The following is a 20,923-nucleotide window of genomic DNA, read 5'->3' on the forward strand; positions in this document are numbered from 1 at the left end:
ACCCGGGCACCACGAACGAGGCCACCACACCAGGCCCCCGTAGCTCAGTGGATAGAGCAGGCGCCTTCTAAGCGCTTGGCCGCAGGTTCGAGTCCTGCCGGGGGCGCCACTGCCCGTTTGGCGAGGGGGACCGGACCACGTGCGACTGCGTTGCGCCGTACTCGACGACTTCCAGCGGGTGGCGACCGAGATCGCCGACTGGTCCCCGGTCGCCGACGACGTGGACGTCGTGTCCTTCGACACCCATTTCGGCGACGAGGACGCTCTAGCCGCCGCCCTCGCCGGTTTCGACATCGTGGTCACGCTGCGCGAGCGCGTGGCCTTCCCCGCGTCGCTGATCGCCCGGCTGCCCCGGCTGCGGCTCATCGTCGCCTCCGGCATGCGCAACAGCGTGATCGACTACGCCGCCGCCGAGGCGCACGGCGTCACCGTGTGCGGCACGGCCTCCTCCTCGGCCCCGCCCGTCGAACTGACCTGGGCGCTGATCCTCGGCCTGGCCCGCGGCATCGTGCGGGAGGGCAACGGGCTGCGCGAGGGCGGCCCCTGGCAGCAGACGGTGGGCGCCGACCTGCACGGCCGCCGCCTGGGCCTGCTCGGCCTGGGCAAGATCGGCAGCCGGGTGGCCGGGGTCGGCCTCGCCTTCGGCATGGGGGTGAGCGCGTGGAGCCGGAACCTCACCCGGGAGCGCGCCGACGAGGTGGGCGTCGAACTCGCCCCCTCCAAGGAGGCGCTGCTGCGCGACGCCGACTTCGTCTCCGTCCACCTGGCGCTCGGCGACCGCACCCGCGGCCTGCTCGGCCCCGCCGAACTGGCCCTGCTCAAGCCGACGGCCTATCTGATCAACACCTCGCGCGCGGCGATCGTCGACCAGGACGCCCTCCTCGCCGCGCTGCACGAGGGCCGGATCGCCGGCGCGGGCGTCGACGTCTTCGACACCGAGCCGCTGCCCGCCGGCCACCCGATGCGCACCGCCCCGCGCCTGCTCGCGACGCCCCACCTGGGCTACGTCTCACAGGCCAACTACGCCACGTACTACGGCCAGGCCGTGGAGGCGATCCGGGCCCACCTCGACGGCTCCCCCGTACGCCGCCTGCCCGTGACCCCCGCTCCAGACGCTCAGGCGGTTCCCACCCGGTCGGATTCCGCCGGGCGCGCGTAGATTCCGCCGCTCCGGCGCAGGTGTCCGAAGTCCACCAGATGGCGCCGGAGCGTCACATGGTCGACCTCGCCGTCCTCGCACCACACCCGCAGCTTCTGGTCGACGGTGCGCTCCGGGTACTCCACCCCGGGGGCGAAGGTCCGCTCGGCGATGTGCCGCAGCACCACCTTCTTGCGCGTCCAGCGGGCGGGGAGGCGGACCAGGCGCCCGTCCTTCACGAAGGTCCGAAGGATCATGCCGGTGCGGTCGCCGTCGGCCGCCGGTACGGGGGCACCGGCCGGGTCCGCCGCAGGGCGGGCCGCGCGGGCCAGCTCCCTGAATCGGTGGCGGGCGACGACGAGTTCACCGCCGTCCCCGGGCACCACCACGCCCTGCTCCCGCAGTCGGCGCAGCGCGCCCGCCGTCTCCTTCGCGGACAGTCCGGCCATCCGGGCCACCTCCGCGCTGCCGCCGGCACCCAGGGCGACGGCGGCGAAGGCGCGCACCCTGCTCTCCTCGGAGAAGAGGCCGGGCAGCGCGGCGAGCGCGGACGGCCCGGAGGGATCAGAGGGATCGATGGACGCGTCGGGCAGGTCGTTCGACATGGCGGGGAGGCTAGTGGACGTCCGCTCGGGAGCGGCACTGGTTTTCCGCCGCCGCCCGCCCTCCCTCGCCGTCCCTTGCCTCTCTGCAAAAAGGGTGATCCTCACATTCTCCCCGTGACCCGCTTCGACCAGGTGCGTTGAACCGGCCGCGCGGCGGCGCGTCCTGTCGCCGTGTACCCCGAGTCAGAAGGAGAAACGTGATGTCTCGCATCGCGAAGGCTGCCGGCGTCGCTCTCGGCGCCGGCGCCGTGGTGCTCAGCGGCACCGGCCTGGCCATGGCGGACGCGGGCGCCGAAGGCGCTGCCATCGGCTCGCCCGGCGTCCTGTCCGGCAACGTCATCCAGGTCCCGGTGCACGTGCCGGTGAACCTGTGCGGCAACACCGTCAACATCCTCGCTCTGCTCAACCCGGCGTTCGGCAACGCCTGCGAGAACGGCGACGACGACAAGAAGGACACCAGCGACAAGAAGAAGGACACCAGCGACAAGAACGGCAAGAAGCACAGCAAGAAGAGCGGCGGCTACGGCGGCTGAGTCCCGTAGGCACCCGAAGAGCCCCGGCCGTCCCGGCCGGGGCTCTTCCCGTGGATCCCTCAGGTACACCGGTTGATCCGTCAGGCGTAACGGTAGATCCGTCAGGCGTAACGGTAGATCCGGCCGACGTCCTCCAGCTCGTCCGGGGTCACGTTCCACGGCGGCATCCGCTCGTGCCGGGCGACGATCCGTCCGCGCTGCGCGTTGCCCCGGCCGGGCGGGTTCGCGGGCAGGTAGCGGGCGCCCCGGTGACGGGCCTGCCAGCGGGACCACTGGAGGTCGACGAAGGCGTGGTGCAGCCAGAACACCGGGTCGTTGACGGAGGCGCCGCCGACCATGGCCCCGCCGACCCACCGGTGCACCCGGTTGTGGTTGCGCCAGGAGACGCTGCCGCGGCCCGTCCCCCACCCCTCCAGCTTGTTGCGGAACCCCTTGCGGACCGTGGAGTCGTAGGGCGCGGTGTCGTACACCGGGTCGTCGAGGGCCCACTCCAGGTCGCTCCTGGCGGGGAGCTTGAGGGGATCACCGGCCCGCCCGAGGTCCCGGGTGAGGTACTCGGTGTCGGTGACGTTCACCTTCAGCGTCCAGTTGCCCTCGGCGTACGCGAACGGCCCGGTGGTGACCCGGTGGTCGGAGCGTCGCCCGGTGCCGCCCAGGAAGTCGGCGGTCCAGGGCGGGGCCGTGGTGCTGCGGTTCTTCGTCCAGTCCCAGTACGGCACGGTGACCGACGAGTCGACCCGGCGCAGCGCCTGCTCCAGGTCCAGCAGGAACCTGCGGTGCCAGGGCAGGAAGGAGGGCGCCATGTGCGCCGTACGCAGCCCGTCCTCGCCGTCCGAGACGTAGTAGTCGATGTGGATGCGGACGAACTCGTCGTACTCGCCGCGCCGTTTGATCTCCAGCAGCGCCTTGACGAACCGTCGCCGCTCGGTGCGGGTCAGCGTGCTGACGTCCCTACGCGTGTACGCCATGCCGTCCCCCGGAGCGGTGGTCGTGCCCGTGGGGGTCGTGCCCCTCGGCGGCCGGCGTGCCGCGCAGGTGCTCGCCGGGGCCGAGTTCGTCGACGGCGCGGCGGGCCGCGGAAAGGGGGGTGGGGTACGAGCGGTAGTGGTCGATCATGGTCAGCCAGCTGCCGTCGGCCCGCCGCATCAGGTGCAGCGGGCGGCCGTCCACGGTGACGTGCCAGGTGCCGGCGCCGACGGCGCGCCCCGCGGCGGACCAGACGCCGCGGATCCGGCGCCCCCGGTAGGTCTCGTCGAAGGCGCCGCTCCCTGCCGGCCCGGCGGTGTGCGGCTCGGGGCGGGAGGCGGCGACCAGCGGCGTCAGGGTGACCGCGAGAGCCGGGGCGAGCAGCCCTCGCACCAGCTGCCGCCGAGTGCCTCGCGCCGGGCCGCCTCTCGCCCGGCTCTCCGCCCCGCGATCCTGCTCCTGCTCCTGCTCCTGCTCCTGCTCCTGCTCGGCGTCGCTCGTTGCCGCGCCCGCGTCAACGGCCATGGCTCGCTCCTCGTCCGGTTCCGGTGGTCCGCACCACTAACCGGCCGACGGGCCACTCGGTCACCGCTCGCGGGGCCAGTCGGAGCACGGACGGCCCAGGCGCGTGCCAGGCCGAGCGGGCTAGAGCCCCGGTCCGACGCCCAGGTCGGCCACGGGGACCGTCTGGACGACGGGGGCCGCCACGCCGGCCTCCGGGAGCTTGGCCGCCGGCAGGCCGAAGGCGTCGGCGCGCGGCGCGGTGAGCGGCGCGTCCGGGGACAGACCGGGTGCCAGGGTGCGCAGCTCGGCGGCGGGGGCGTCCAAGGCGGCATGGTCGAAGTTGTCGCCGAGGACGTGCGGCACGGGCTGGCGCAGGTCGGCGCCCGGCAGCCCGCCGTGCACCGGCAACTGCGGCAGTGTCCGCTCCGGCAGCAGCCGGCCCTCGACGTAGCGCGGCCCCTCGGGTGCGCCCACCGTCGGCACGGGCAGTTCGCCGGCCACCTCCGGCAGTTCCATGCCGAGGGCCGTCTCCGCGCCGCCCAGGGGCACGGGCACGGGGACCGCGTCGGCCGCGACGGCGGGGGCCGCGGACACGCCCACGGCTGCCGCCACTCCGGTGACGACGGCGGCCAGGGTTCGTCTGGTGGTCGACTTCATGTCAGGCACGGTCCCTTTCGAGAATGCGGGAAGGCGGGAAGGCGGGAGGAACGGGCGGGAAGAGCGCACGCGGAAATCGGCCCGGGGCTCAGCCGCCCAGCGGGAGGCCCCCGAGCCGCCGGCTCTTCGAGTTCAGGTCGGTGGTCGCACCCTTCACGGTGTGCAGCACGGAGTCCTTGTTCTCGGTGTCGAGCGCCTTCGACTGGTGCTTGAGCGGCATGACGTCGATGGGCTCGGCGGTCAGCGCGTTCACGGCGCCGTTGAGGCTGGTGGGCATGGACCGGGCGGTGTCGGCGTCGTGGGCGAACGCGGGCACGGCGGAGCCGGCGACGACCAGGGAACCGGCGACGACCGCGGCGGCCTTGAGGGACTTCATCGTGTTCCTTTCTTCGGCGACGCGTGTCACCGGAGGAAATACTGACGCCCTCTCCAACGACCTGTACCGGGCACGGAAACTCCACCGTCCGGAAGACATATGAGATCTCCGGACCCTCGAAAGGCAGAAGGACAGAAAGGCGGAAATACAGAAGGGGCCGTCGCGCCACCCCGGAAGAGGGTGACGCGACGGCCCGGGGACGCGCGGGGCGTCAGGAGGGGTTGGCCGGCAGCGGGTTCGCCGGGGCCGCGGCTTCCGGCGTGGTGGCCTCCGGGGCCGCCGGGAGGGCGGGCAGACCGGCCAGGTCCGCGGCGGGCATGCCGTTGCCGACGAGCGTGGCGGCGACGACGTTGACGATGCCGGTCATCACCTCGTCGACGGCCGGGCTCACCTGCTCGGCGTTGCCGGCGGTGGTGGCCTTGACCAGTGCGTCGATCCGCTTCTGGAGGTCGGCGTAGGCGGTGGCCGTCAGGTCGGTCGCCGCCGCGGTCTGGTCCTCCGCCACGACGGGCGCCGGCAGCGTGACCGGGTTCCCGGCCTGCGGCGCGGTCACGGCCGGCGGCTGGGCCGGGGTGGTCGTGCCGGGCAGGTTCACCGTGTCGTCCGCGTCCGCGTCGTCGGCGTCCGCGCCGGCCGCTTCGGCCTTGGCGAGCGCGTCCTTGACGGCGGCGGCGAACTGGTCGGCGTCGGCGGCGGGGAGCCGGCCGTTGTCGGCCTTGAGTACGGCGTTGAGCAGGTCGGTGACGGGCGTGAGCACTCCGCCCAGGCCGGCCAGGTCGGCGACCTGGCTCTGCAGTTCCGCCAGGTCGGGCAGGGGTGCCTGGGACACCGCGTGGGTGCGTTCCCGGGCCGATTCGCCATCGGCCGCCATCACCGCCGGCCCCGAGAGGCCGATCAGCACGCCGGCGCAGAGAGCGGTGGTGGCGATTCGTCGTGCGGGCAGACGCATGGGGGGTTCCTTTCGGTGGTGCGTCGGATCTTGTGCCCACCGTGAAAGCGCCCCTGGCGCTCTGCAACCGATCGGTGACCGCACGTACTCGCCCGGATTTCCCGTCGCCTGCGTCTTACCTGGTGAGACGCCCTGTCAAGGTCCGCACACCGTGTCGGCGTCCGCACCCCCCATTCGGGGCAGCGCTCCGCCGTCCGCACGAAAACGCGGACCGGCCGCCCGGTCGCGGAGGAACCGCGGTACGGACGGCCGGTACGGAAAGGCGCGAGCCTGGTCAGTCGTTCTCGCACTCGTTGCCGAACGCCGGGTTCAGCAGGCCGATGACGTCGACGGTGTTGCCGCAGACGTTGACCGGGATGTGGACCGGGACCTGCACCACGTTGCCGGACAGGACGCCCGGGGAGTGGGCGGCGGCGGCCTTCGCGCCGCTGTCGGCAGCGGCGACACCGGCGGTGCCCGCCACCGCGGCGGCGGCGACGGAGGTCAGGGCCAGGCCCTTCGCAATACGCGACATGGAGAAGTGCTCCTTGGGGTTGTCACACACATCCGGGCGGCTGCCCGGCGCAGTGTCAACGCGTGGCATCCACGTGGGTTGTGCCGCCAAAGGGGTGATCTGGAGAAAGACCGGTATTCACAAATCCAACACACTTAACCGCTTTCACCGTATTAGTACGGATAGCGACTAGAGTCCCACTTCGTTCCCCACTCCATCGACGCCTCCCCGTCGCACCACCCAGGGACATCGGCCGAAGGCACTCTCCGAGAACTCCCGACGCGGCGGTGACCTGCCGGTTTCCGGCTCGTTTGGCAGCGGGACGCGGCGTGCGCCGGCGTACGCCGGGTCGCGGCCGACGCCCCGCCGTCAGACGCGTTCCCGCACGTCCCGAGCAGTCTCCGTGAACGAGGAAACGCGCATGCACCTGGCACCGACCGGCTCCCGGCCACGGGTTCTGCATGTCACCCAACCGGTGGACGGCGGGGTCGCCCGGGTCGTGACCGACCTGACGCGGGCCCAGCTCGCCGCCGGACTCGATGTCGCGGTCGCCTGCCCCGACGGGCACCTCGCGGACCGCCTCCATGCCCTGGGCGCCGACGTACACCACTGGCCGGCCACCCGCTCGCCGGGCCCGGCACTCGTGCCGGAGGTGCGCCGGCTCGCCCGGGTGGCCGGGGCCGTGCGCCCGGACCTGGTGCACGCGCACAGCGCGAAGGCCGGTCTCGCGGCGCGGCTCGCGGTGCGGGGGCGGATCCCGACCGTTTTCCAGCCGCACGCCTGGTCGTTCGAGGCGGTCGGCGGCCCCGCCGGGGCGCTCGCTCTGTACTGGGAGCGGTGGGGCGCGCGATGGGCGGCGCGGACGGTGTGCGTGAGCGAGGCGGAGCGGTGGCGCGGGGTACGGGCCGGGGTCCGCGGACGCTGGACGGTGATCCCCAACGGCATCGACACCAACCGCTTCCCCACGGGGGGAACGCCCGAGGACCCGACCGATCCCGACGGCGTGCGGTTCCGGCACGGCATCGGCCCGGACGCCCCGTTGGTGGTCTGCGTGGGGCGCCTGTGCCGGCAGAAGGGCCAGGACGTCCTGCTGGCCGCGTGGCGCACCGTCCTCGCGCGGGTGCCGGACGCCCGGCTGGTCCTGGTCGGCGACGGCCCGGACCGCGGTCCGCTCACCGCACGGGCCTCGGCGTACGGCTTCCTGGACGGCGCCCGGACGTCGGTGGTCTTCGCGGGCGGTGTGGACGACGTCGCCGCCTGGTACCGGGCCGCCGACCTGGTCGTCCTGCCGTCGCGCTGGGAGGGAATGGCGCTGGCCCCGCTGGAGGCGATGGCCTGCGGGCGGCCCGTGGTGGTGACGGACGTGGACGGGGCCCGCGAGGGTCTGCCACCCGCTCTGGAGCCCCACTGCCTGGTGCCGCCCGAGGAACCCGCGACGCTGGCCGGCGCGGTCGCGGCCCTGCTGCTCGACGCGCCGCTGCGCGCGTCGCTCGGCCGCCGGGGACACGCGCACGTGCGGTCCGCGCACGACGTACGGCACACGGCCGCGGCGGTCGCGGCGGTGTACGGCGCCCTTCTGGGGGGCGCACGGACGACCGGGACGCACGTCGCCGACGACTGCGGGACGGCAGGCGCGGACCTGCCCCTTCCGCACGACGACCCGGCAGCCCCGGACCCGTCCCTCCCGCAGGACGACCCGGCCACCGCAGACCCGCCCCTCCGCCGCGGCGGACCGTCCGACGCCCCCCGTCTCCTCCCCGACGACCGGTCCACAGCCATGGGCCGGCCGGCCGTCGTGCCCATCGAGTGCAGGGAGTCCACCCACCCGTGACCGCGGAAAGCACCGTCCCCACCCCCGCCGGCCAGGCGCACGACCTAGGCCCGTCCCCCGTCGCGGTCCTGCCGCCGCGTACCCGCCCCGCCGGCTTCCGGCTGCCCGCCGGGCGCACCGCGTCGCGGCCGGACTCACCCCTGCCGCTGCTCGTCGCGGACGGCACGGCGGCGCTGCCGGGGTCGCTGGCCCTGACCGGCACCCCGTACCAACCGCTGCTGACGGCACTGCTGGTCGGTGCCTCGCTGCTGCTGCGCCCGCGCCCGGACCCCGCCCGGCGGCCCACGGGGGTGCTGGACGACCTGCCCGCCCTCTGCGGGCGGATCGCGGTGGTCTGGCTGGCGCTGGCGGCACTCGTCGCGGCGTACGACCCGCCGCAGGCGCTGTCCGCGCCCACCCTGCTCCTCGGCTTCCTGCTGCACGCGGCCACGGGCTGCGCCGGGCGGGGCGCCGTGCACCGGCGGCACCGTACGGCGCTGGCGAACCGTCCGTACGCGGCCCTGGTCGTCGGTCCCGCCACGACCGCGCAGCGGGTGGCCTCGGCGCTGCTGCGCCACCCCCGCTGCGGGGTCCGTCCCGTCGGCGTCGTCACCGACGAACCCGGCGGCACCAGCGGTCTGCCCGTGCTGTCCACCGGCGAGGAGGTGCGGCGGGCGGTCGTGCAGAACGGGGTACGCGACATCCTGACCGTCCACCCCTCCGTACGCACCCGGCAGGAACCGCTGCTGCGGGCGCTGGCGGAGTCCGGCTGCGTGGTGTGGGAGCTGGACGCGGACCTCCCCGCGCGGGACGGCCGGGAACGGCTCGCCGGGTTCTCCCGCCGACGCCTGGAGCCGGGCGCCCGGCGACCGGCCGGCGCCGGCAAGCGGGTGCTGGACGTGACCGTGTCCGGGCTGCTCCTGCTCCTGCTCAGCCCCGTGCTGCTGACCTGCGCGACGGTGCTGCGGATGGTCGGCGGGCCCGGCGTGCTGTTCCGGCAGGAGCGCATCGGCCAGGACGGCAGACCGTTCACGCTGCTGAAGTTCCGCACCCACCGCCCGGCCGACGAGCACGAGTCGGCGACCCGGTGGAGCGTGGCGGACGAGCGCCGGATGCCGTGGTTCTGCCGCTTCCTGCGGCGCACCTCGCTGGACGAGCTGCTCCAGTTGTGGAACGTCTTCCGGGGCGACATGAGCCTGGTCGGCCCGCGCCCCGAACGACCCTTCTTCGTTGCCCAGTTCAGCCAGACCTACCCCGGCTACGCGGCCCGGCACCGGGCCCCCGCGGGCATCACGGGCCTGGCCCAGATCAGCGGACTGCGCGGCGACACCTCCATCGAGGACCGGGCCCGCTTCGACAACGCCTACATCGACGACTGGTCGCTGTGGCAGGACGTCTGCATCCTGCTGCGCACCGCCGTCGCGCTCGTGCGTCCCACGGGGAGCTGACCCAGGTGGCTCAAGCCCTTCCCCTGTGGCCGACGGCGCGCGTGCGGCGGCTGCCGCCCGTACTGGCCGTGGTCGCGGTGGTCGCGCTGCTCGCCCTGCCGGTCGCGCCGGACGGCGGGGGCGGCATCGGGGACGCGCATCCGGCCGACGCGGTCTCCGCGTTGGTGGTGCTGTACTGCGCGCTTCGGCTGGTACGGGACCGGCGGCGCCCCCTGACCCGCAGGGCGGCCGTGGTGCTGGGCCTGCCGGTGCTGGGCCCGGCCGTCGCCGCCGTGGGCGCCGTCTCGCCGGGGGCGGGGCTCGAGGGGCTGGGCCGGTACCTCCAGGTCTTCGTCCTCGTCCCCGCCGCCGTCCTGCTGCTCCTGCGGAAACGGGACGACGTACGGCTGCTCGCCTGGGCGATGGTGGGCCTCGCGGTGTGGCAGGGGGCGGTCGGCGTGCACCAGTACGTGACCGGGACCGGTGCCTCCTACCAGGGCGAGCCGATCCGGGCGGTGGGCACCTTCGGGGCGCAGGACGTGATGGGAATGGCGTCCGTGGTCTCCCTGGGCCTGGTCTGCGCGGTCGGTCTGGCGCTGGGGCGTACGCCGGTGCGGCACCGGCTGCTCGCCGCCGGGTGCGCGCTCGCCCTGCTGCTGCCGCTCGCCCTGTCGTTCAGCCGGGGCGCGTGGATCGCGACGGCGGTGACCTGCGCGGCGCAGCTCCTGCTGTCCGGAGCGCGCCGTGCGCTGGCGGTGGGCGCGGCGGCGGTCGCGGCGGGCGTCGTGCTGGTGGGCGGGCTGGGTGTGGGTACGGCGATGCTCCAGGAGCGGGTCGGCAGCATCACGCAGGTCACCGACGCCCCCGACCAGTCGGTGACCGACCGCTACACGATGTGGGCGGCGGCGGCCGGGATGTGGCGCGAGCGGCCGCTGACCGGCGTGGGGCTGAAGGGGTTCCCCGAACACCGCGACTCGCACGCCTCCCTGGCGCTGTCCTCGGGCAGCGAGACCGACGGCGCCGGTGCCGGTTACCAACGGCAGCCGCTGCTGTCCCCGCACAACATGTACCTCCTGGTGCTGGCCGAACAGGGCCTGCTCGGGCTGCTCGCGCTCGCCGGGAGCTGGCTGGCGCTGCTCGTCCTGGGGCTGCGGAGGCTGCGTGCCGTACGGCGGGCCGGGGCGGCAGGGCAGGACTGCGGGCTGGTCGCCTGCGGGCTGCTGGTGTGGCAGTTGACCGACTTCGCGTACGCCGACATCGGCGGGCCCTCGACGGTACTGACGGCGGTCTGCCTCGGGCTGGCGGCCTGGTGGGCGCTCGGGTCCGCGACGAGTGAGCGGGTGGCGGAGCGGTGAGGACGACCCCGCCGCGCGCGGCGGACGGGACGTCGGTCCCGCCGGCCCGGACCGCCCCGCCCGATCCGGACGCCGCGGTGGCCGAGACCCGGTCCTCCCGGAGTTTCCTGGCCCGGGCCGCGCTGCTCACCGCCGTGCTGTCGGTGGCCGGGTCGGTGCTCGGGCTGGCCCGGGACCAGGCGCTGGCCCGGCTGTTCGGGGCGGGCAGCGAGACGGACGCCTTCCTGGTGGCGTGGACGGTGCCGGAGTTCGCGGCGACGCTGCTGATCGAGGACGGGCTGGCCTTCGCGCTGGTCCCGATGTTCAGCCTGGCCCTGGCCCGCCGCGCGCGGGGCGCCCTGGGCGACCCGGTCCGCGAACTGGTCGCCGCCACCCTGCCCCGGCTGCTGCCGGCCTTCGTCGTGGTCGGCGCGCTGGTCGTCGTCTGCGCTCCCGCCCTGGTCCGGGCCCTCGCGCCGGGCCTGGACGATCACGCCCTGGCCGTGGACTGCACCCGGCTCACCGCCACCTGCGTCGTCAGCTTCGGGCTCGCCGGGTACTGCAGCGCGGCGCTGCGGGCGCACCGCCGGTTCCTGGCGCCCGCGGCGATCTACGTCGCCTACAACACCGGCATCATCACGGCGATGTTCGTGCTCGGCGGGCGCTGGGGGGTGCGGTCGGCGGCGGTGGGGGTCGCGGCGGGCGGTCTGCTGATGGTGGCGGCGCAGATGCCGTCGCTGCTGCGGCAGTTGCGGCGCCGCGACACGGGCGAGCGGCTCGCGGACGCCGGGGACCCGGCCCGTCCGCTCGCCCTCGCCCTGTTCACCACCGTGCTGCTCTTCGCGGTGTGCCGGCAGTCGCAGATCCTCATCGAGCGCTTCCTCGCCTCCGGGCTCCCCGCCGGTGCCATCTCGCACCTGAACTACGCGCAGAAGGTGGCGCAGATCCCGATGACGCTGTCGCTGATGCTGTGCACGGTCACCTTCCCGGTGGTGGCCCGCGCCATGGCCGACGGCGACACCGAACGGGCCCGCGAGCGGGTCGAGCGGGACGTGGCGCTGGCGGCCTGCCTGGTGCTGCTGGGCGCCGCCACGGTGGTGGCCTGCGCACCGCAGATCATCGAACTGCTCTTCCAGCGCGGCGCCTTCACGGCGGCCGACACGGCGACGACCGCGGGCGTCATGCGCGTGTACGCCCTCGGACTGCTCGGGCAGACCGTGGTGGGCGCGCTGGCCCGGTCCTACTTCTCGGCGGGCCGCGCCTCCTGGTACCCGCTCGGCGCGATGGCCGTCGGCATCGCGGCCACCGCCGGCGTCGGCGCCTGGGCCGTCGGCCCGTGGGGCGTGACCGGCATCGCCGCCGCCAACGCCGCCGGCATCACCGTCACCGGGGCCCTGCTGCTCGCCGGGATGGGTCCGCGCAGCGTCCCGGTCCGGGTCCGGCGGGTCCTGGGCGACCTGGCCCGGCCGGTGCTGGCGGCCGCCGCGGCGACCGGCGCGGGCGCGTGGGCCGCGGGCGCGGTGACCGGCCTCGCCACCTCCCCCATCCTCTCCACCGGCGTCCGCGCGGCCCTCGCGCTCACCGCGGGCGTCGTGACCGTCGGCGGTGTCTTCGCCCTGCTCGGCCTGGTGCTGGGCGTCCAGGGCGTGCGCCCCGCCCTCCTGTCCGTCCGCTCCGTCACACGAAGGATTCCGCATGGCCGCTTCGGCTTCCGTAGATCCCGTTGACACCCGTACCGGCGCCCGTCCGCGCCCCGGCTCCGTCCCCTGGGTGGCGATGTACCACTCCGTCGGCGACGCCACGGACGACCCGTACCGCGTCACGGTCACGCCCGGCCGGCTGGACGCGCAGCTCGGCTGGCTGCGGCGGCGCGGGCTGCGCGGTGTGTCGATGAGCGAACTGCTCGCCGCCCGGGCCCGCGGCGAGGGCCGGGACCTGGTGGGGCTGACCTTCGACGACGGGTACGCCGACTTCGTCGAGCACGCCCTGCCGTGCCTGCGCCGCTGGGGGTGCGGAGCCACCCTGTTCGTCCTGCCGGGACGGCTCGGCGGGATCAACGCCTGGGACCCGCTGGGCCCGCGCAAGCCACTGCTGACCGCCGACGGCATCCGGTACGCCTCCGCCGAGGGCGTCGAGATCGGCTCGCACGGACTCACCCACATCGACCTGACCCGGGCGGACGACGCCGCGCTGAGCGCCGAGACCGCCGAGAGCCGGGCGCTGCTCACGGAGTTGACCGGCGCTCCCGTCACCGGCTTCTGCTACCCGTACGGCACCGTCGACGCCCGCGCCGCCGACGCCGTGCGCACCGCCGGGTACGGCTACGCCTGCGCCATCGACCCCGGTCCGCTGACCGGCCCGTACGCGCTGCCGCGGGTGCACGTGGGGCAGAACGACACGTCCGTGCGGCTGCTGCTGAAGACGCGGCTGCACCGTCTGCGCCGCCGTCCCGTGGCGGGGGTCTGACGTGCCGGACCTCAAGGCGCTGCACATCATCACCGGTCTCGGCGTGGGCGGCGCCGAGCAGCAACTCCGGCTGCTGCTGCGGCATCTGCCGGTCGACTGCGACGTCGTGACGCTCACCAACCCCGGCCCGGTCGCCGACGGACTGCTGGCCGACGGCATCCGGGTCGTCCACCTCGGCATGACCGGCAACCGCGACCTGGCCGCGCTGCCCCGGCTGGCCCGCCTCATCCGCGCCGGCGGCTACGACCTGGTGCACACCCACCTCTACCGCGCCTGCCTGTACGGACGGCTCGCGGCCCGACTGGCCGGGGTACGCGCCGTCGTCGCCACCGAACATTCCCTCGGCGACTCCCAGATGGAGGGCCGCCCGCTCACCCCGGGCGTCCGCGCCCTGTACCTGGCCGGGGAGCGGCTGGGCAGCGCCACCGTCGCCGTCTCCCCCACCGTCGCCGACCGGCTGAAGCGGTGGGGGGTGCCCGCGCCCCGCATCGAGGTGGTGCCCAACGGCATCGACCTGGCCCGCTTCCGATTCGATCCGGTCCAGCGCCTGCGCACCCGCCGCCGCCTGGGTCTGCCGGAGGGCGCGTACGTGATCGGCGGCGTCGGCCGGCTGACCTCGGCCAAGCGGTTCGACGTCCTGGTCCGGGCCCTGGCCGAACTCCCGGACGACTGCTGGCTGCTGCTGGTCGGCGGCGGCCCCGAGGAGCACGTGCTGCGCCGCACCGCCCGCGAGGCCGGGGTCGCCGACCGCGTCCTGCTCACCGGCGAACGCCCCTACGTCCCCGACGGCTCCCCCGGGCCCGACCTGCCCTCGCTGGCCGCCGCGATGGACGTCCTCGCGTCGCCCTCGCCGGAGGAGGCCTTCGGCCTGGCGGTCGTGGAGGGCCTCGCGTCGGGGCTGCCGGTGCTGTACGCGTCCTGCCCGGCGATCGAGGACCTGCCGTCCGGGCACGCGCCCACCGCCCGGCGGGTCACCGGCGGCGCCGGGGACTTCGCCCGCGCTCTCGCCGAGGTCCGGACCGGCGCCGGGCCCGGTCCCGGGCCGCGCACGGTTCCCGAGGCCGCCCGCCACTACTGCGTCACCCGCAGCGCCGCCCGGCTGATGGACGTGTACGCGACCACCCTCACGCACCCGTTGTCCCCGGCACCCCAGGGAGTCAGTTCCACATGACCGAGCCCCTCACCCAGTCCCCGGCCCAGCCCTCGGCGGAGCCCGAGGCCGGGCCGCCCGCCCGCCCGCGCCGCGCACGGGCCGCCCTGCACCGCGTCCGGAACCGCCTGCGGTCGCTGCCGCCCTGGTCGCCGCTGGCGGCCGGTGTCCTGGCCGGCGGGCTGCTCGGCGCCGGCTACGGCCTGCTCACCACCCCGCAGTACACGGCGACCGGCTACGTCGTCGCCGTCCCCACCGACAAGTCCGACCCGGCGTCCGCGCTGGGCTTCGCGCAGGCCTACGGGCGGGTCGCCACGCAGCTCGCGGTGCTCGGGGACGCGCAGATGTGGGCGGACGTGCCGATGGCCCGGTTGGAGGAGAGCGTGCGCACGGCCACCTCGCCGGACGCGCCGATGGTCTCCGTGACGGCCACCTCCGCCGACCCGGAGGAGGCCGCCGACATGGCCAACGCGGTCGCCCGCGCGCTGACGCAGCACGCGGCGGCCTCCGTCGACGACACCCACGTGGAGCTGCGGCAGTTCGCACGGGCCACCAAGCCGACCGAGACGTCCTCCGCGTCCGCCGCGGTGACCGGCCTGGTGGGCGCGAGCGCGGGCGGGCTGCTCGGCGGGCTGGCGCTGCTGGCCCGCCCGCGCCGTGCCGCAGCGGACGGCGGCCGTGCGACGGCGGCCGTGCCCGGACCCGCCTCGGCGGCCGGCGTCCGCGGGCAGCTGTGACGGACACGAGGGCGCGCACGACCGCGCCCCCGGCCGGCTGCACGACCGAACTGGTCACCGACGAGGCGCACTTCGCCGACCTGGCGCCGCAGTGGGCGCGTCTCCACGCCCGGTGCGCGTCCGCGACCCCGTTCCAGAGCCACGCCTGGCTGCACGCGTGGTGGCGTTCGTACGGCGCGCGCGGCCGGCTGCGGCTGGTGCTGGCCCGCGACGGCCGCGACCTGGTCGCCGCCGCACCGCTGACGCTCGTACGGCGTCCGGTGCCCGCCCTGGTGCCGCTGGGCGGGGCGATCTCCGACTACGGCGACGTCCTCCTGGACGACGAGCGCGGCCCGGACGCGGTGGCCGCGCTCACCGAGGGCCTGTCCCGCGCCGCGCGCACCGCACTGGTCGACCTGCGCGAGGTACGGCCGGGCGCCGCCGCCGAACGGGTCTACGAGCGCTGGCGCGGTCCCCGCCGCCGACTGGCCGACTCGCTCTGCCTGGAGCTGCCCGCCCTCCCGATGGACGAACTGGTCGCCCGGCTGCCCTCGGCCAAGGCCCGCCAGCGGGTCCGTGCCCAGCTGCGCCGGCTGGACTCGCTCGGCGTCAAGAGCCGGACGGTCCTGCCCGACGAGGTCGACGCGGCACTGCGGCGGCTGCTCGAACTGCACCGGCTGCAGTGGCAGGACCGGAAGGTGACCGGCGAGCACCTCAAGCCGCGGTTCCGCGACCACCTGGTGCGGGCGGTACGGCCGATGGTGTGCGCCGGGGACGCGGTGGTCACCGAGTTCCGGATGGACGACGAGGTGGTGGCCGTGGACGTGACGCTGCTGTCGCGCGGACTGGCCGGCGGCTACCTGTACGGCGCCCACCCCCGGCTGCGGGAGCGCAGGGCGGACGTGGCGGTGATGCTGCTGGACGCGTGCGCCGAGCACACCCGGCAGCCGGGGCGCGGCACGCTCAGCCTGCTGCGGGGCAACGAGCCCTACAAGCACCACTGGCGCCCGGACGCGGTGTCGAACCAGCGGCTGCTGCTGGCCCGCCGGCGCACCGCCCCGCTGCTCGCGGCGGCCCTCGGTGACGCCGCCGCGCGACGGCGGGGCAAGGCGCTGTTGCGGCGCCCGGAGCGGAAGGAGGGCGACGGTGGCGGCGGCACCTGACGAGCCCGGCCGCCACCGGCGCGTACGGCTACTTGTCGCGCGAGTACCAGTCGAGGCGCATGCAGAGCTTCCCGCCGAGCCAGTACTCGACCCAGTCGCCCAGTTCCAGCGGCGAGCAGCCGGCCGGCGGTCGCGGAGTGGTCTCCGGCACCGCGGGCACGGGCGGCGTGGTGGGCGTCGCGGGCGCGGTGGGCTCCGGGGTCCCGGGTGCGGGCTCGTCGGTGCGGCCGAAGAGCACGGACCGGTAGACGGCGGTGGAGCGGGGATTGTCGTCGCACTGCCACACGCCGTGCGGGCAGTAGTCGGTGACCGTGTTGTAGACGGGCTTGTGCTCGTCCATCCAGGCCAGCATGCGCCGCATGTACTCGGCGTTGTCGCCGTTGCGGAACAGTCCCCATTCCGGATAGGAGATGGGCTTTCCGTGCTTCTTCGCGAAATCGACGTGCGCCTGGAGTCCGTAGGGTTCCTTCACCTGTTCGTCGAACTTCATTCCGCGCGGCTGGTCGTAGGAGTCCATGCCGATGATGTCGACCGTCTCGTCCCCCGGATAGCACGTCGTCCAGGGGACGGCGTCCCGGCCGCGGCTCGGCGTGTAGTCGAACCGGAACTTCTGGCCGGGCACCGCCCGCATGGTGGTGACGATCCGCTTCCAGTACGTCTTCCAGGCCTCCGGGTCCGGCCCGCACCGGTGGGTGTAGGTGATGCCGTTCATCTCCCAGCCGAGCACCAGGACCGTGTCCGGGACCTTGAGTTCGACGAGCCGTTCGGCGAGGGCGCGGTAGTGGTGGTCGAACTCCCCGGCGGCGCCCCGGCGCAGCAGTGCGCGCACCTCGTCGTCGCCGACCCCCTCCTCGTTGCGTTCCATCATGGGCACGTTGAGGACGAACATCCGGTCCGCCTTGCGGGTGCGCCAGTCGGCCCATGCGTCGAGGAAGGTGGGGGCGCCCTCGATGTTGCTCCATCGGTCGCCGGGCAGATAGGTGTGGCCGACGCGCAGTTCTGCGTCGCCCAGCCACTGGCTGAGGCCGGCCATCCGGGCCACGCCGCGCGGACCGTAGTCCAGGTACGCGCCGAACGCGGGGGCGGCGGCGGGCTTCTTCGCCGGGGCTCCGGGTGCCGGGACCGCGGGCGCGGGTGCCGGCGGGGTCGGTTCGACGGCGGCCGTGGGGCCCGCCGCGGCCACCAGCGCCGCCAGTGCGACCGCCGCCGCGATGCCCGCCGGCCGCGTGGACCGGTTCCGTGAATGCCGTACGGCCATACCGGCTCCATTCCTCGCCGTGAATTCCGCTCCGTCACTGACACTCAGTCATATGAAATGCCATCACGCCACCGCCGCTACGGCTTTCGAGTGCGCCGATCGCCCGCACCGGTGAACCGATTCGAAGACGAAGGAAGTTTCCCGTGTCGCTGTTCGACACCCGCGTCCCCGCCGTTCTGTTGCGGACCGACCGGAATCCCTTTCACCACGGAACGCTGGGCGCCGTGCGTTCGCTCGGTCGGGCGGGAGTGGACGTGCACGTCGTCGCGGACTGCGCGCGCAGCCCCGTCCGGACCTCCCGCTACGTGACGGAGCTGCACACTCCCCCGCCGCCCGGCGCGTCGCCCGCCGACATCACGGCGGCCCTGCGCCGGGTGGCGGCACGGATCGAGCGTCCGGCCGTACTGATTCCGATGGACGACGCGTGTGCCGTGGCGGTGGGCCGGGCGCGGGCCGAGCTGGCGCCGGCGTTTCTGCTGCCGGACCAGCCGGGCGACCTGCCCGGACGGGTCGCCGACAAGGCGGAGCTGGCCGGGGTGTGCGCCTCCCTGGGCGTGCCGCACCCCGAGACACTGGTCCCGGACGGACCGGCGGAGGCGGCGCGGGCCGCGTGGCGGCTGGGTCTGCCGGTGGTGGCGAAGTGGAGCCGTCCCTGGCTGGTGCCCCCGGGCGGCGGGCTGCGCAGCACGGTGCTGGTGCGCTCGGCACGGGAGGCCGGGGAGCTGTACCGGCGGGCCGAGGAGGCGGGGAGCCGGCTGCTGCTCCAGGCGTTCCTGCCGCCGGGGCCGGACCGCGACTGGTTCTTCCACGGGTACGCCGACCGCTCGGGCACGGTCCGGGCGGGCGGGCCGGGCCGCAAGACCCGGGCCAGGCCGCGCGGTGCCGGTCTGACCGCGGTGGGCCGCTGGACGCCCAACCCGCAGGTGCAGGCGCTGGCCGAGCGGGTCACCGGCGAGCTGGGCTACCGGGGCGTCTTCGACCTCGACTTCCGCCGCTGCGGTGCGACGGGCGGCTACCACCTGCTCGACTTCAACCCGCGTCCCGGCGCGCAGTTCCGGCTCTTCACCGACTCCGCCGGGCTGGACGTCGTACGGGCCCTGCACCTGGACCTGACCGACCGGGCCCTGCCGGACGGGGTGCCGCGGCCGGGGCGGACCTTCGTGGTGGAGAACTACGCGCCGCTGAGCGCGCTGCGGCCGATGCCCGGCGGGCGGGAGCTGGCCTGGCACGCCCCCGACGACCGGGCGCCGGGCCGGGCCCTGTGGACCCTGTGGGGACGCCACGTGACCGGCCGGGTGCTGGACCGCGCGCGCAGCCGGCGCGCGCGCCCGGCGAACGAGGCCCCTGCCCGCGCCCGCGTGGTTCGCCAGGCGGGTGCCCCGCGGGCCGACCGTGCGGGACAGCCGGACCACCCGGGGGGCGACCGGGCGGGCAGCCACTGACGCGGGACTCGGCCACGACGACGCCCCCGGTGGCCCATGCGGGCCGACCGGGGGCGTCGGGGTGGAGCGGGGGTCAGCGCGTGGCGGAGGCCCGGCCCCTGCGGTACAGAATCGCTCCGCCGGCGATCAGCACGGCACCCGCGGCCGCGGCGCCCAGCGTGCCCTCACTGCCGGTCTCGGCCAGGACGGGCGGCTGCTCCGTCTGCGGGGCGGGCGGAGTCTTCTCCTCCTCGGCGGGCGGCGGGGGCTCCTCCTCGCTCGGCGGCGGGGGCGGCTCCTCCTCGTCCGTGGGCGGGGTGGTGGGGGGCGGCGGCTCCTCCTCGCCGTAGCCGGGGGGCTCCTCCGAGCGGTTCTCGCACTCGTTGCCGAAGACCGGGTTGAGCGCGGCGATCACGTCGACCGTGTTGCCGCAGAGGTTGACCGGCACCTCGATCGGGAGCTGCACGGCGTTGCCGGAGCCGACGCCCGGCGAACCCACGGCGGTGCCGCTCGCGTCGGCGCCGCTCCCACCGGTGCCGGAAGCGTCGGTGTCGGATGCGTCGGTGTCGGACGGGACGGACGTGTCCTCGCCGGAGCCGCTCTTCTTGTGCTCGTCCGAGTCGTTCTCGCACTCGTTGCCGAAGGCGGGGTTGAGCGCCGCGATCACGTCGACCGTGTTGCCGCAGACGTTCACCGGTACGTCGACCGGGGCCTGGAGGGCGTTGCCGGACGCGACGCCCGGCGAGTTCTTGGCGGCTCCGTCCGCTTGCGAGTCGGCCAGGGCGGGGCTGCCGCACAGGGAAAGGATGCCCGTCGCGGCGGCAGCCGCGACCATCCCCCTGCTCAGAGTCTGTCGCACTCTCGTTGTCTTCCTGCTTGTAGAGGTGGCTGGAGAACCATCCGGAGGACAGGCTGCGGAAAGGGGAAGAGCCGGCCCCGAACCAAAACAAGCTGGCCAAGGCCGGCCGTGACGCAGCCGGTCGGTGCGGAACGACGTCAGTCGTTCTCGCACTCGTTGCCGAACGCCGGGTTCAGCAGACCAACGACGTTGATGCTGTTGCCGCACACGTTGACGGGAACGTGGACGGGAACCTGGACGACGTTGCCGGACAGGACGCCCGGGGAGCCGATCGCGGCGCCCTTGGCGTCGGCGTCGGCGAAGGCCGGGGCGGCCATGCCGAGAGCCATGATCGCGCCCGCGACGACGGCAGCGGTTTTCTTCATGAAATTTCCCTTCTCTGCGGTCATGCCTGAATGGCGGCCGAAAAGCCGCGCGAGCACAGCATTGACGGCTCGCACCATGACCTGCAGCCTGCAAACGAGGAATTGACGGCCGGAGCAACTACCGAACGTGGGACACCCCGAAATTCACTCGGATGCCTCACGACACGGCCCGGCCATTCCCCCAGAAGAGCGACGACGTCAACCGCTTCTCGGCGAAACCCCGGCCCCGGAACGACCGGGCGGCCCACGGGGAAGTCAGCGGGCCACCCGGGCTGGGCGGGAGGGGACTCAGTCCCGGCCCTCGCCGTTCGCCGACAGAACCGACAGGTCCTCCAGGACGTGCGACAGGGCGCCGTCCCGCTTGGCCTGCGTGGAGTTGTCCGCGCACTGCTGGTTCAGGTCGTCCGACAGGACGTTGATGTCCTGGACCGGCACGAGGTTAATGACGGCGGCGTTGATGTCCTCGACGCCCAGGCACGGCTTGTTCAGCGTGCCCTCGACCAGCGACAGCTGCGGGCTCATGTCGCCCTTGGTCGCCGAGTTGCCGAACGCCGACTTGGCGCCGTTGCCGTTGGCCACGGACGGCCCGTTGTCGTCCCCGATGGCAAGAGCCTGAGGAGCGGCCGCAGCCGACATGCCGATCACAGAAGCGGCAGCCGCCGCGGCGACCATTGCCTTCTTGAGCACTTCGTGTTCCTTTCGTCGTAGCGACGCACTGTCCTACGGCCTCATC

22 protein-coding genes and 1 tRNA gene are annotated in these 20,923 nt (G+C 74.5%); 12 read left to right on the forward strand and 11 right to left on the reverse strand.

The window, feature by feature from the left end:
- The first annotated feature begins 33 nt into the window (after positions 1-33).
- Both OIE75_RS12880 and OIE75_RS12885 read left to right on the forward strand, forming a co-directional pair.
- Positions 34-109 (forward strand) — tRNA-Arg (locus OIE75_RS12880).
- 30 nt (positions 110-139) lie between these two features.
- On the forward strand, positions 140-1,159 hold the full coding sequence (locus OIE75_RS12885) for a D-2-hydroxyacid dehydrogenase family protein (RefSeq protein WP_329470920.1): 1,020 nt from the start codon (positions 140-142) through the stop codon (positions 1,157-1,159).
- Here the strand turns inward: OIE75_RS12885 and OIE75_RS12890 are convergent.
- Positions 1,117-1,743 carry a DUF2087 domain-containing protein gene (locus OIE75_RS12890; protein ID WP_329470921.1) on the reverse strand — a complete coding sequence of 209 codons (627 nt, stop codon included), beginning with the start codon at positions 1,741-1,743 and terminating at the stop codon, positions 1,117-1,119. The two genes, OIE75_RS12885 and OIE75_RS12890, sit on opposite strands and share 43 nt — an antisense overlap.
- A gap of 200 nt (positions 1,744-1,943) precedes the next feature.
- Between OIE75_RS12890 and OIE75_RS12895 the strand changes: the two genes are divergently transcribed.
- Positions 1,944-2,276, forward strand: coding sequence for a chaplin (locus OIE75_RS12895; protein ID WP_307012161.1), 333 nt, complete (start codon positions 1,944-1,946; stop codon positions 2,274-2,276).
- A gap of 101 nt (positions 2,277-2,377) precedes the next feature.
- Here OIE75_RS12895 and OIE75_RS12900 read toward each other — a convergent pair whose 3' ends face one another.
- The 6 genes from OIE75_RS12900 to chpG all read right to left on the reverse strand — a co-directional run bounded on the left by OIE75_RS12900 (position 2,378) and on the right by chpG (position 6,242).
- Positions 2,378-3,244 carry a tyrosinase family protein gene (locus OIE75_RS12900; protein WP_329470923.1) on the reverse strand — a complete coding sequence of 289 codons (867 nt, stop codon included), beginning with the start codon at positions 3,242-3,244 and terminating at the stop codon, positions 2,378-2,380.
- The gene (locus tag OIE75_RS12905) at positions 3,228-3,767 is read right to left on the reverse strand and encodes a tyrosinase family oxidase copper chaperone (RefSeq protein WP_329470925.1); all 540 of its coding nucleotides are present in this window, start codon (positions 3,765-3,767) and stop codon (positions 3,228-3,230) included. Before OIE75_RS12905 ends, OIE75_RS12900 begins: the two co-directional genes overlap by 17 nt.
- Before the next feature lie 120 nt (positions 3,768-3,887).
- Complete coding sequence (locus OIE75_RS12910) at positions 3,888-4,403, reverse strand: hypothetical protein (RefSeq protein WP_329470927.1); 516 nt, start codon at positions 4,401-4,403, stop codon at positions 3,888-3,890.
- Between the two features lie 88 nt (positions 4,404-4,491).
- The gene (locus tag OIE75_RS12915) at positions 4,492-4,779 is read right to left on the reverse strand and encodes a hypothetical protein (protein ID WP_307012168.1); all 288 of its coding nucleotides are present in this window, start codon (positions 4,777-4,779) and stop codon (positions 4,492-4,494) included.
- Positions 4,780-4,990: 211 nt separating this feature from the next.
- Complete coding sequence (locus OIE75_RS12920) at positions 4,991-5,728, reverse strand: hypothetical protein (protein WP_307012169.1); 738 nt, start codon at positions 5,726-5,728, stop codon at positions 4,991-4,993.
- Between the two features lie 274 nt (positions 5,729-6,002).
- Complete coding sequence (gene chpG / locus OIE75_RS12925; RefSeq protein ID WP_122620046.1) at positions 6,003-6,242, reverse strand: chaplin ChpG; 240 nt, start codon at positions 6,240-6,242, stop codon at positions 6,003-6,005.
- A 400-nt stretch (positions 6,243-6,642) separates the two neighbouring features.
- On the opposite strand from chpG, the gene OIE75_RS12930 reads away from it, so the two are divergent.
- The 8 genes from OIE75_RS12930 to OIE75_RS12965 are packed head-to-tail and all read left to right on the forward strand — an operon-like array spanning position 6,643 to position 16,287.
- Complete coding sequence (locus OIE75_RS12930) at positions 6,643-8,052, forward strand: glycosyltransferase (RefSeq protein WP_329470930.1); 1,410 nt, start codon at positions 6,643-6,645, stop codon at positions 8,050-8,052.
- Positions 8,049-9,479 (forward strand): exopolysaccharide biosynthesis polyprenyl glycosylphosphotransferase, encoded by a 1,431-nt coding sequence (locus OIE75_RS12935; protein ID WP_307012172.1) that lies wholly within the window; start codon positions 8,049-8,051, stop codon positions 9,477-9,479. Before OIE75_RS12930 ends, OIE75_RS12935 begins: the two co-directional genes overlap by 4 nt.
- A 5-nt stretch (positions 9,480-9,484) precedes the next feature.
- Positions 9,485-10,813: an O-antigen ligase family protein gene (locus OIE75_RS12940; RefSeq protein ID WP_329470932.1), complete on the forward strand. Its 1,329-nt coding sequence runs from the start codon at positions 9,485-9,487 to the stop codon at positions 10,811-10,813.
- Entirely contained in the window at positions 10,810-12,519 is a 1,710-nt protein-coding gene (gene murJ / locus OIE75_RS12945; RefSeq protein ID WP_329470934.1) for a murein biosynthesis integral membrane protein MurJ, read from the forward strand. Before OIE75_RS12940 ends, murJ begins: the two co-directional genes overlap by 4 nt.
- A gap of 49 nt (positions 12,520-12,568) precedes the next feature.
- Positions 12,569-13,258: a polysaccharide deacetylase family protein gene (locus OIE75_RS12950; protein WP_329473978.1), complete on the forward strand. Its 690-nt coding sequence runs from the start codon at positions 12,569-12,571 to the stop codon at positions 13,256-13,258.
- A gap of 1 nt (position 13,259) precedes the next feature.
- A complete protein-coding gene (locus tag OIE75_RS12955) occupies positions 13,260-14,429 on the forward strand; it encodes a glycosyltransferase (protein ID WP_329470935.1) in 1,170 nt (389 codons plus the stop codon).
- Entirely contained in the window at positions 14,426-15,145 is a 720-nt protein-coding gene (locus tag OIE75_RS12960; protein WP_329470936.1) for a lipopolysaccharide biosynthesis protein, read from the forward strand. The genes OIE75_RS12955 and OIE75_RS12960 overlap by 4 nt, the downstream gene beginning before the upstream one ends.
- A complete protein-coding gene (locus OIE75_RS12965) occupies positions 15,142-16,287 on the forward strand; it encodes a GNAT family N-acetyltransferase (protein WP_307012178.1) in 1,146 nt (381 codons plus the stop codon). The genes OIE75_RS12960 and OIE75_RS12965 overlap by 4 nt, the downstream gene beginning before the upstream one ends.
- A 28-nt stretch (positions 16,288-16,315) precedes the next feature.
- Here OIE75_RS12965 and OIE75_RS12970 read toward each other — a convergent pair whose 3' ends face one another.
- Positions 16,316-17,545, reverse strand: a complete 1,230-nt coding sequence (locus tag OIE75_RS12970; protein WP_307012180.1) for a glycoside hydrolase family 26 protein — start codon at positions 17,543-17,545, stop codon at positions 16,316-16,318.
- A gap of 143 nt (positions 17,546-17,688) precedes the next feature.
- Between OIE75_RS12970 and OIE75_RS12975 the strand changes: the two genes are divergently transcribed.
- Positions 17,689-18,987 carry a carboxylate--amine ligase gene (locus tag OIE75_RS12975; RefSeq protein ID WP_307012183.1) on the forward strand — a complete coding sequence of 433 codons (1,299 nt, stop codon included), beginning with the start codon at positions 17,689-17,691 and terminating at the stop codon, positions 18,985-18,987.
- Positions 18,988-19,060: 73 nt separating this feature from the next.
- On the opposite strand, the gene OIE75_RS12980 is transcribed toward OIE75_RS12975, so the two are convergent.
- The 3 genes from OIE75_RS12980 to rdlA form a co-directional block, all read right to left on the reverse strand.
- Positions 19,061-19,801: a chaplin gene (locus OIE75_RS12980; RefSeq protein ID WP_329473979.1), complete on the reverse strand. Its 741-nt coding sequence runs from the start codon at positions 19,799-19,801 to the stop codon at positions 19,061-19,063.
- 161 nt (positions 19,802-19,962) lie between these two features.
- A complete protein-coding gene (chpD, locus tag OIE75_RS12985; protein WP_307012185.1) occupies positions 19,963-20,190 on the reverse strand; it encodes a chaplin ChpD in 228 nt (75 codons plus the stop codon).
- A 288-nt stretch (positions 20,191-20,478) separates the two neighbouring features.
- Complete coding sequence (rdlA, locus tag OIE75_RS12990) at positions 20,479-20,877, reverse strand: rodlin RdlA (protein ID WP_307012187.1); 399 nt, start codon at positions 20,875-20,877, stop codon at positions 20,479-20,481.
- Positions 20,878-20,923: the final 46 nt, after the last annotated feature.

The sequence above is a fragment of the Streptomyces sp. NBC_01723 genome (genome assembly GCF_036246005.1).
Lineage (GTDB): Bacteria > Actinomycetota > Actinomycetes > Streptomycetales > Streptomycetaceae > Streptomyces.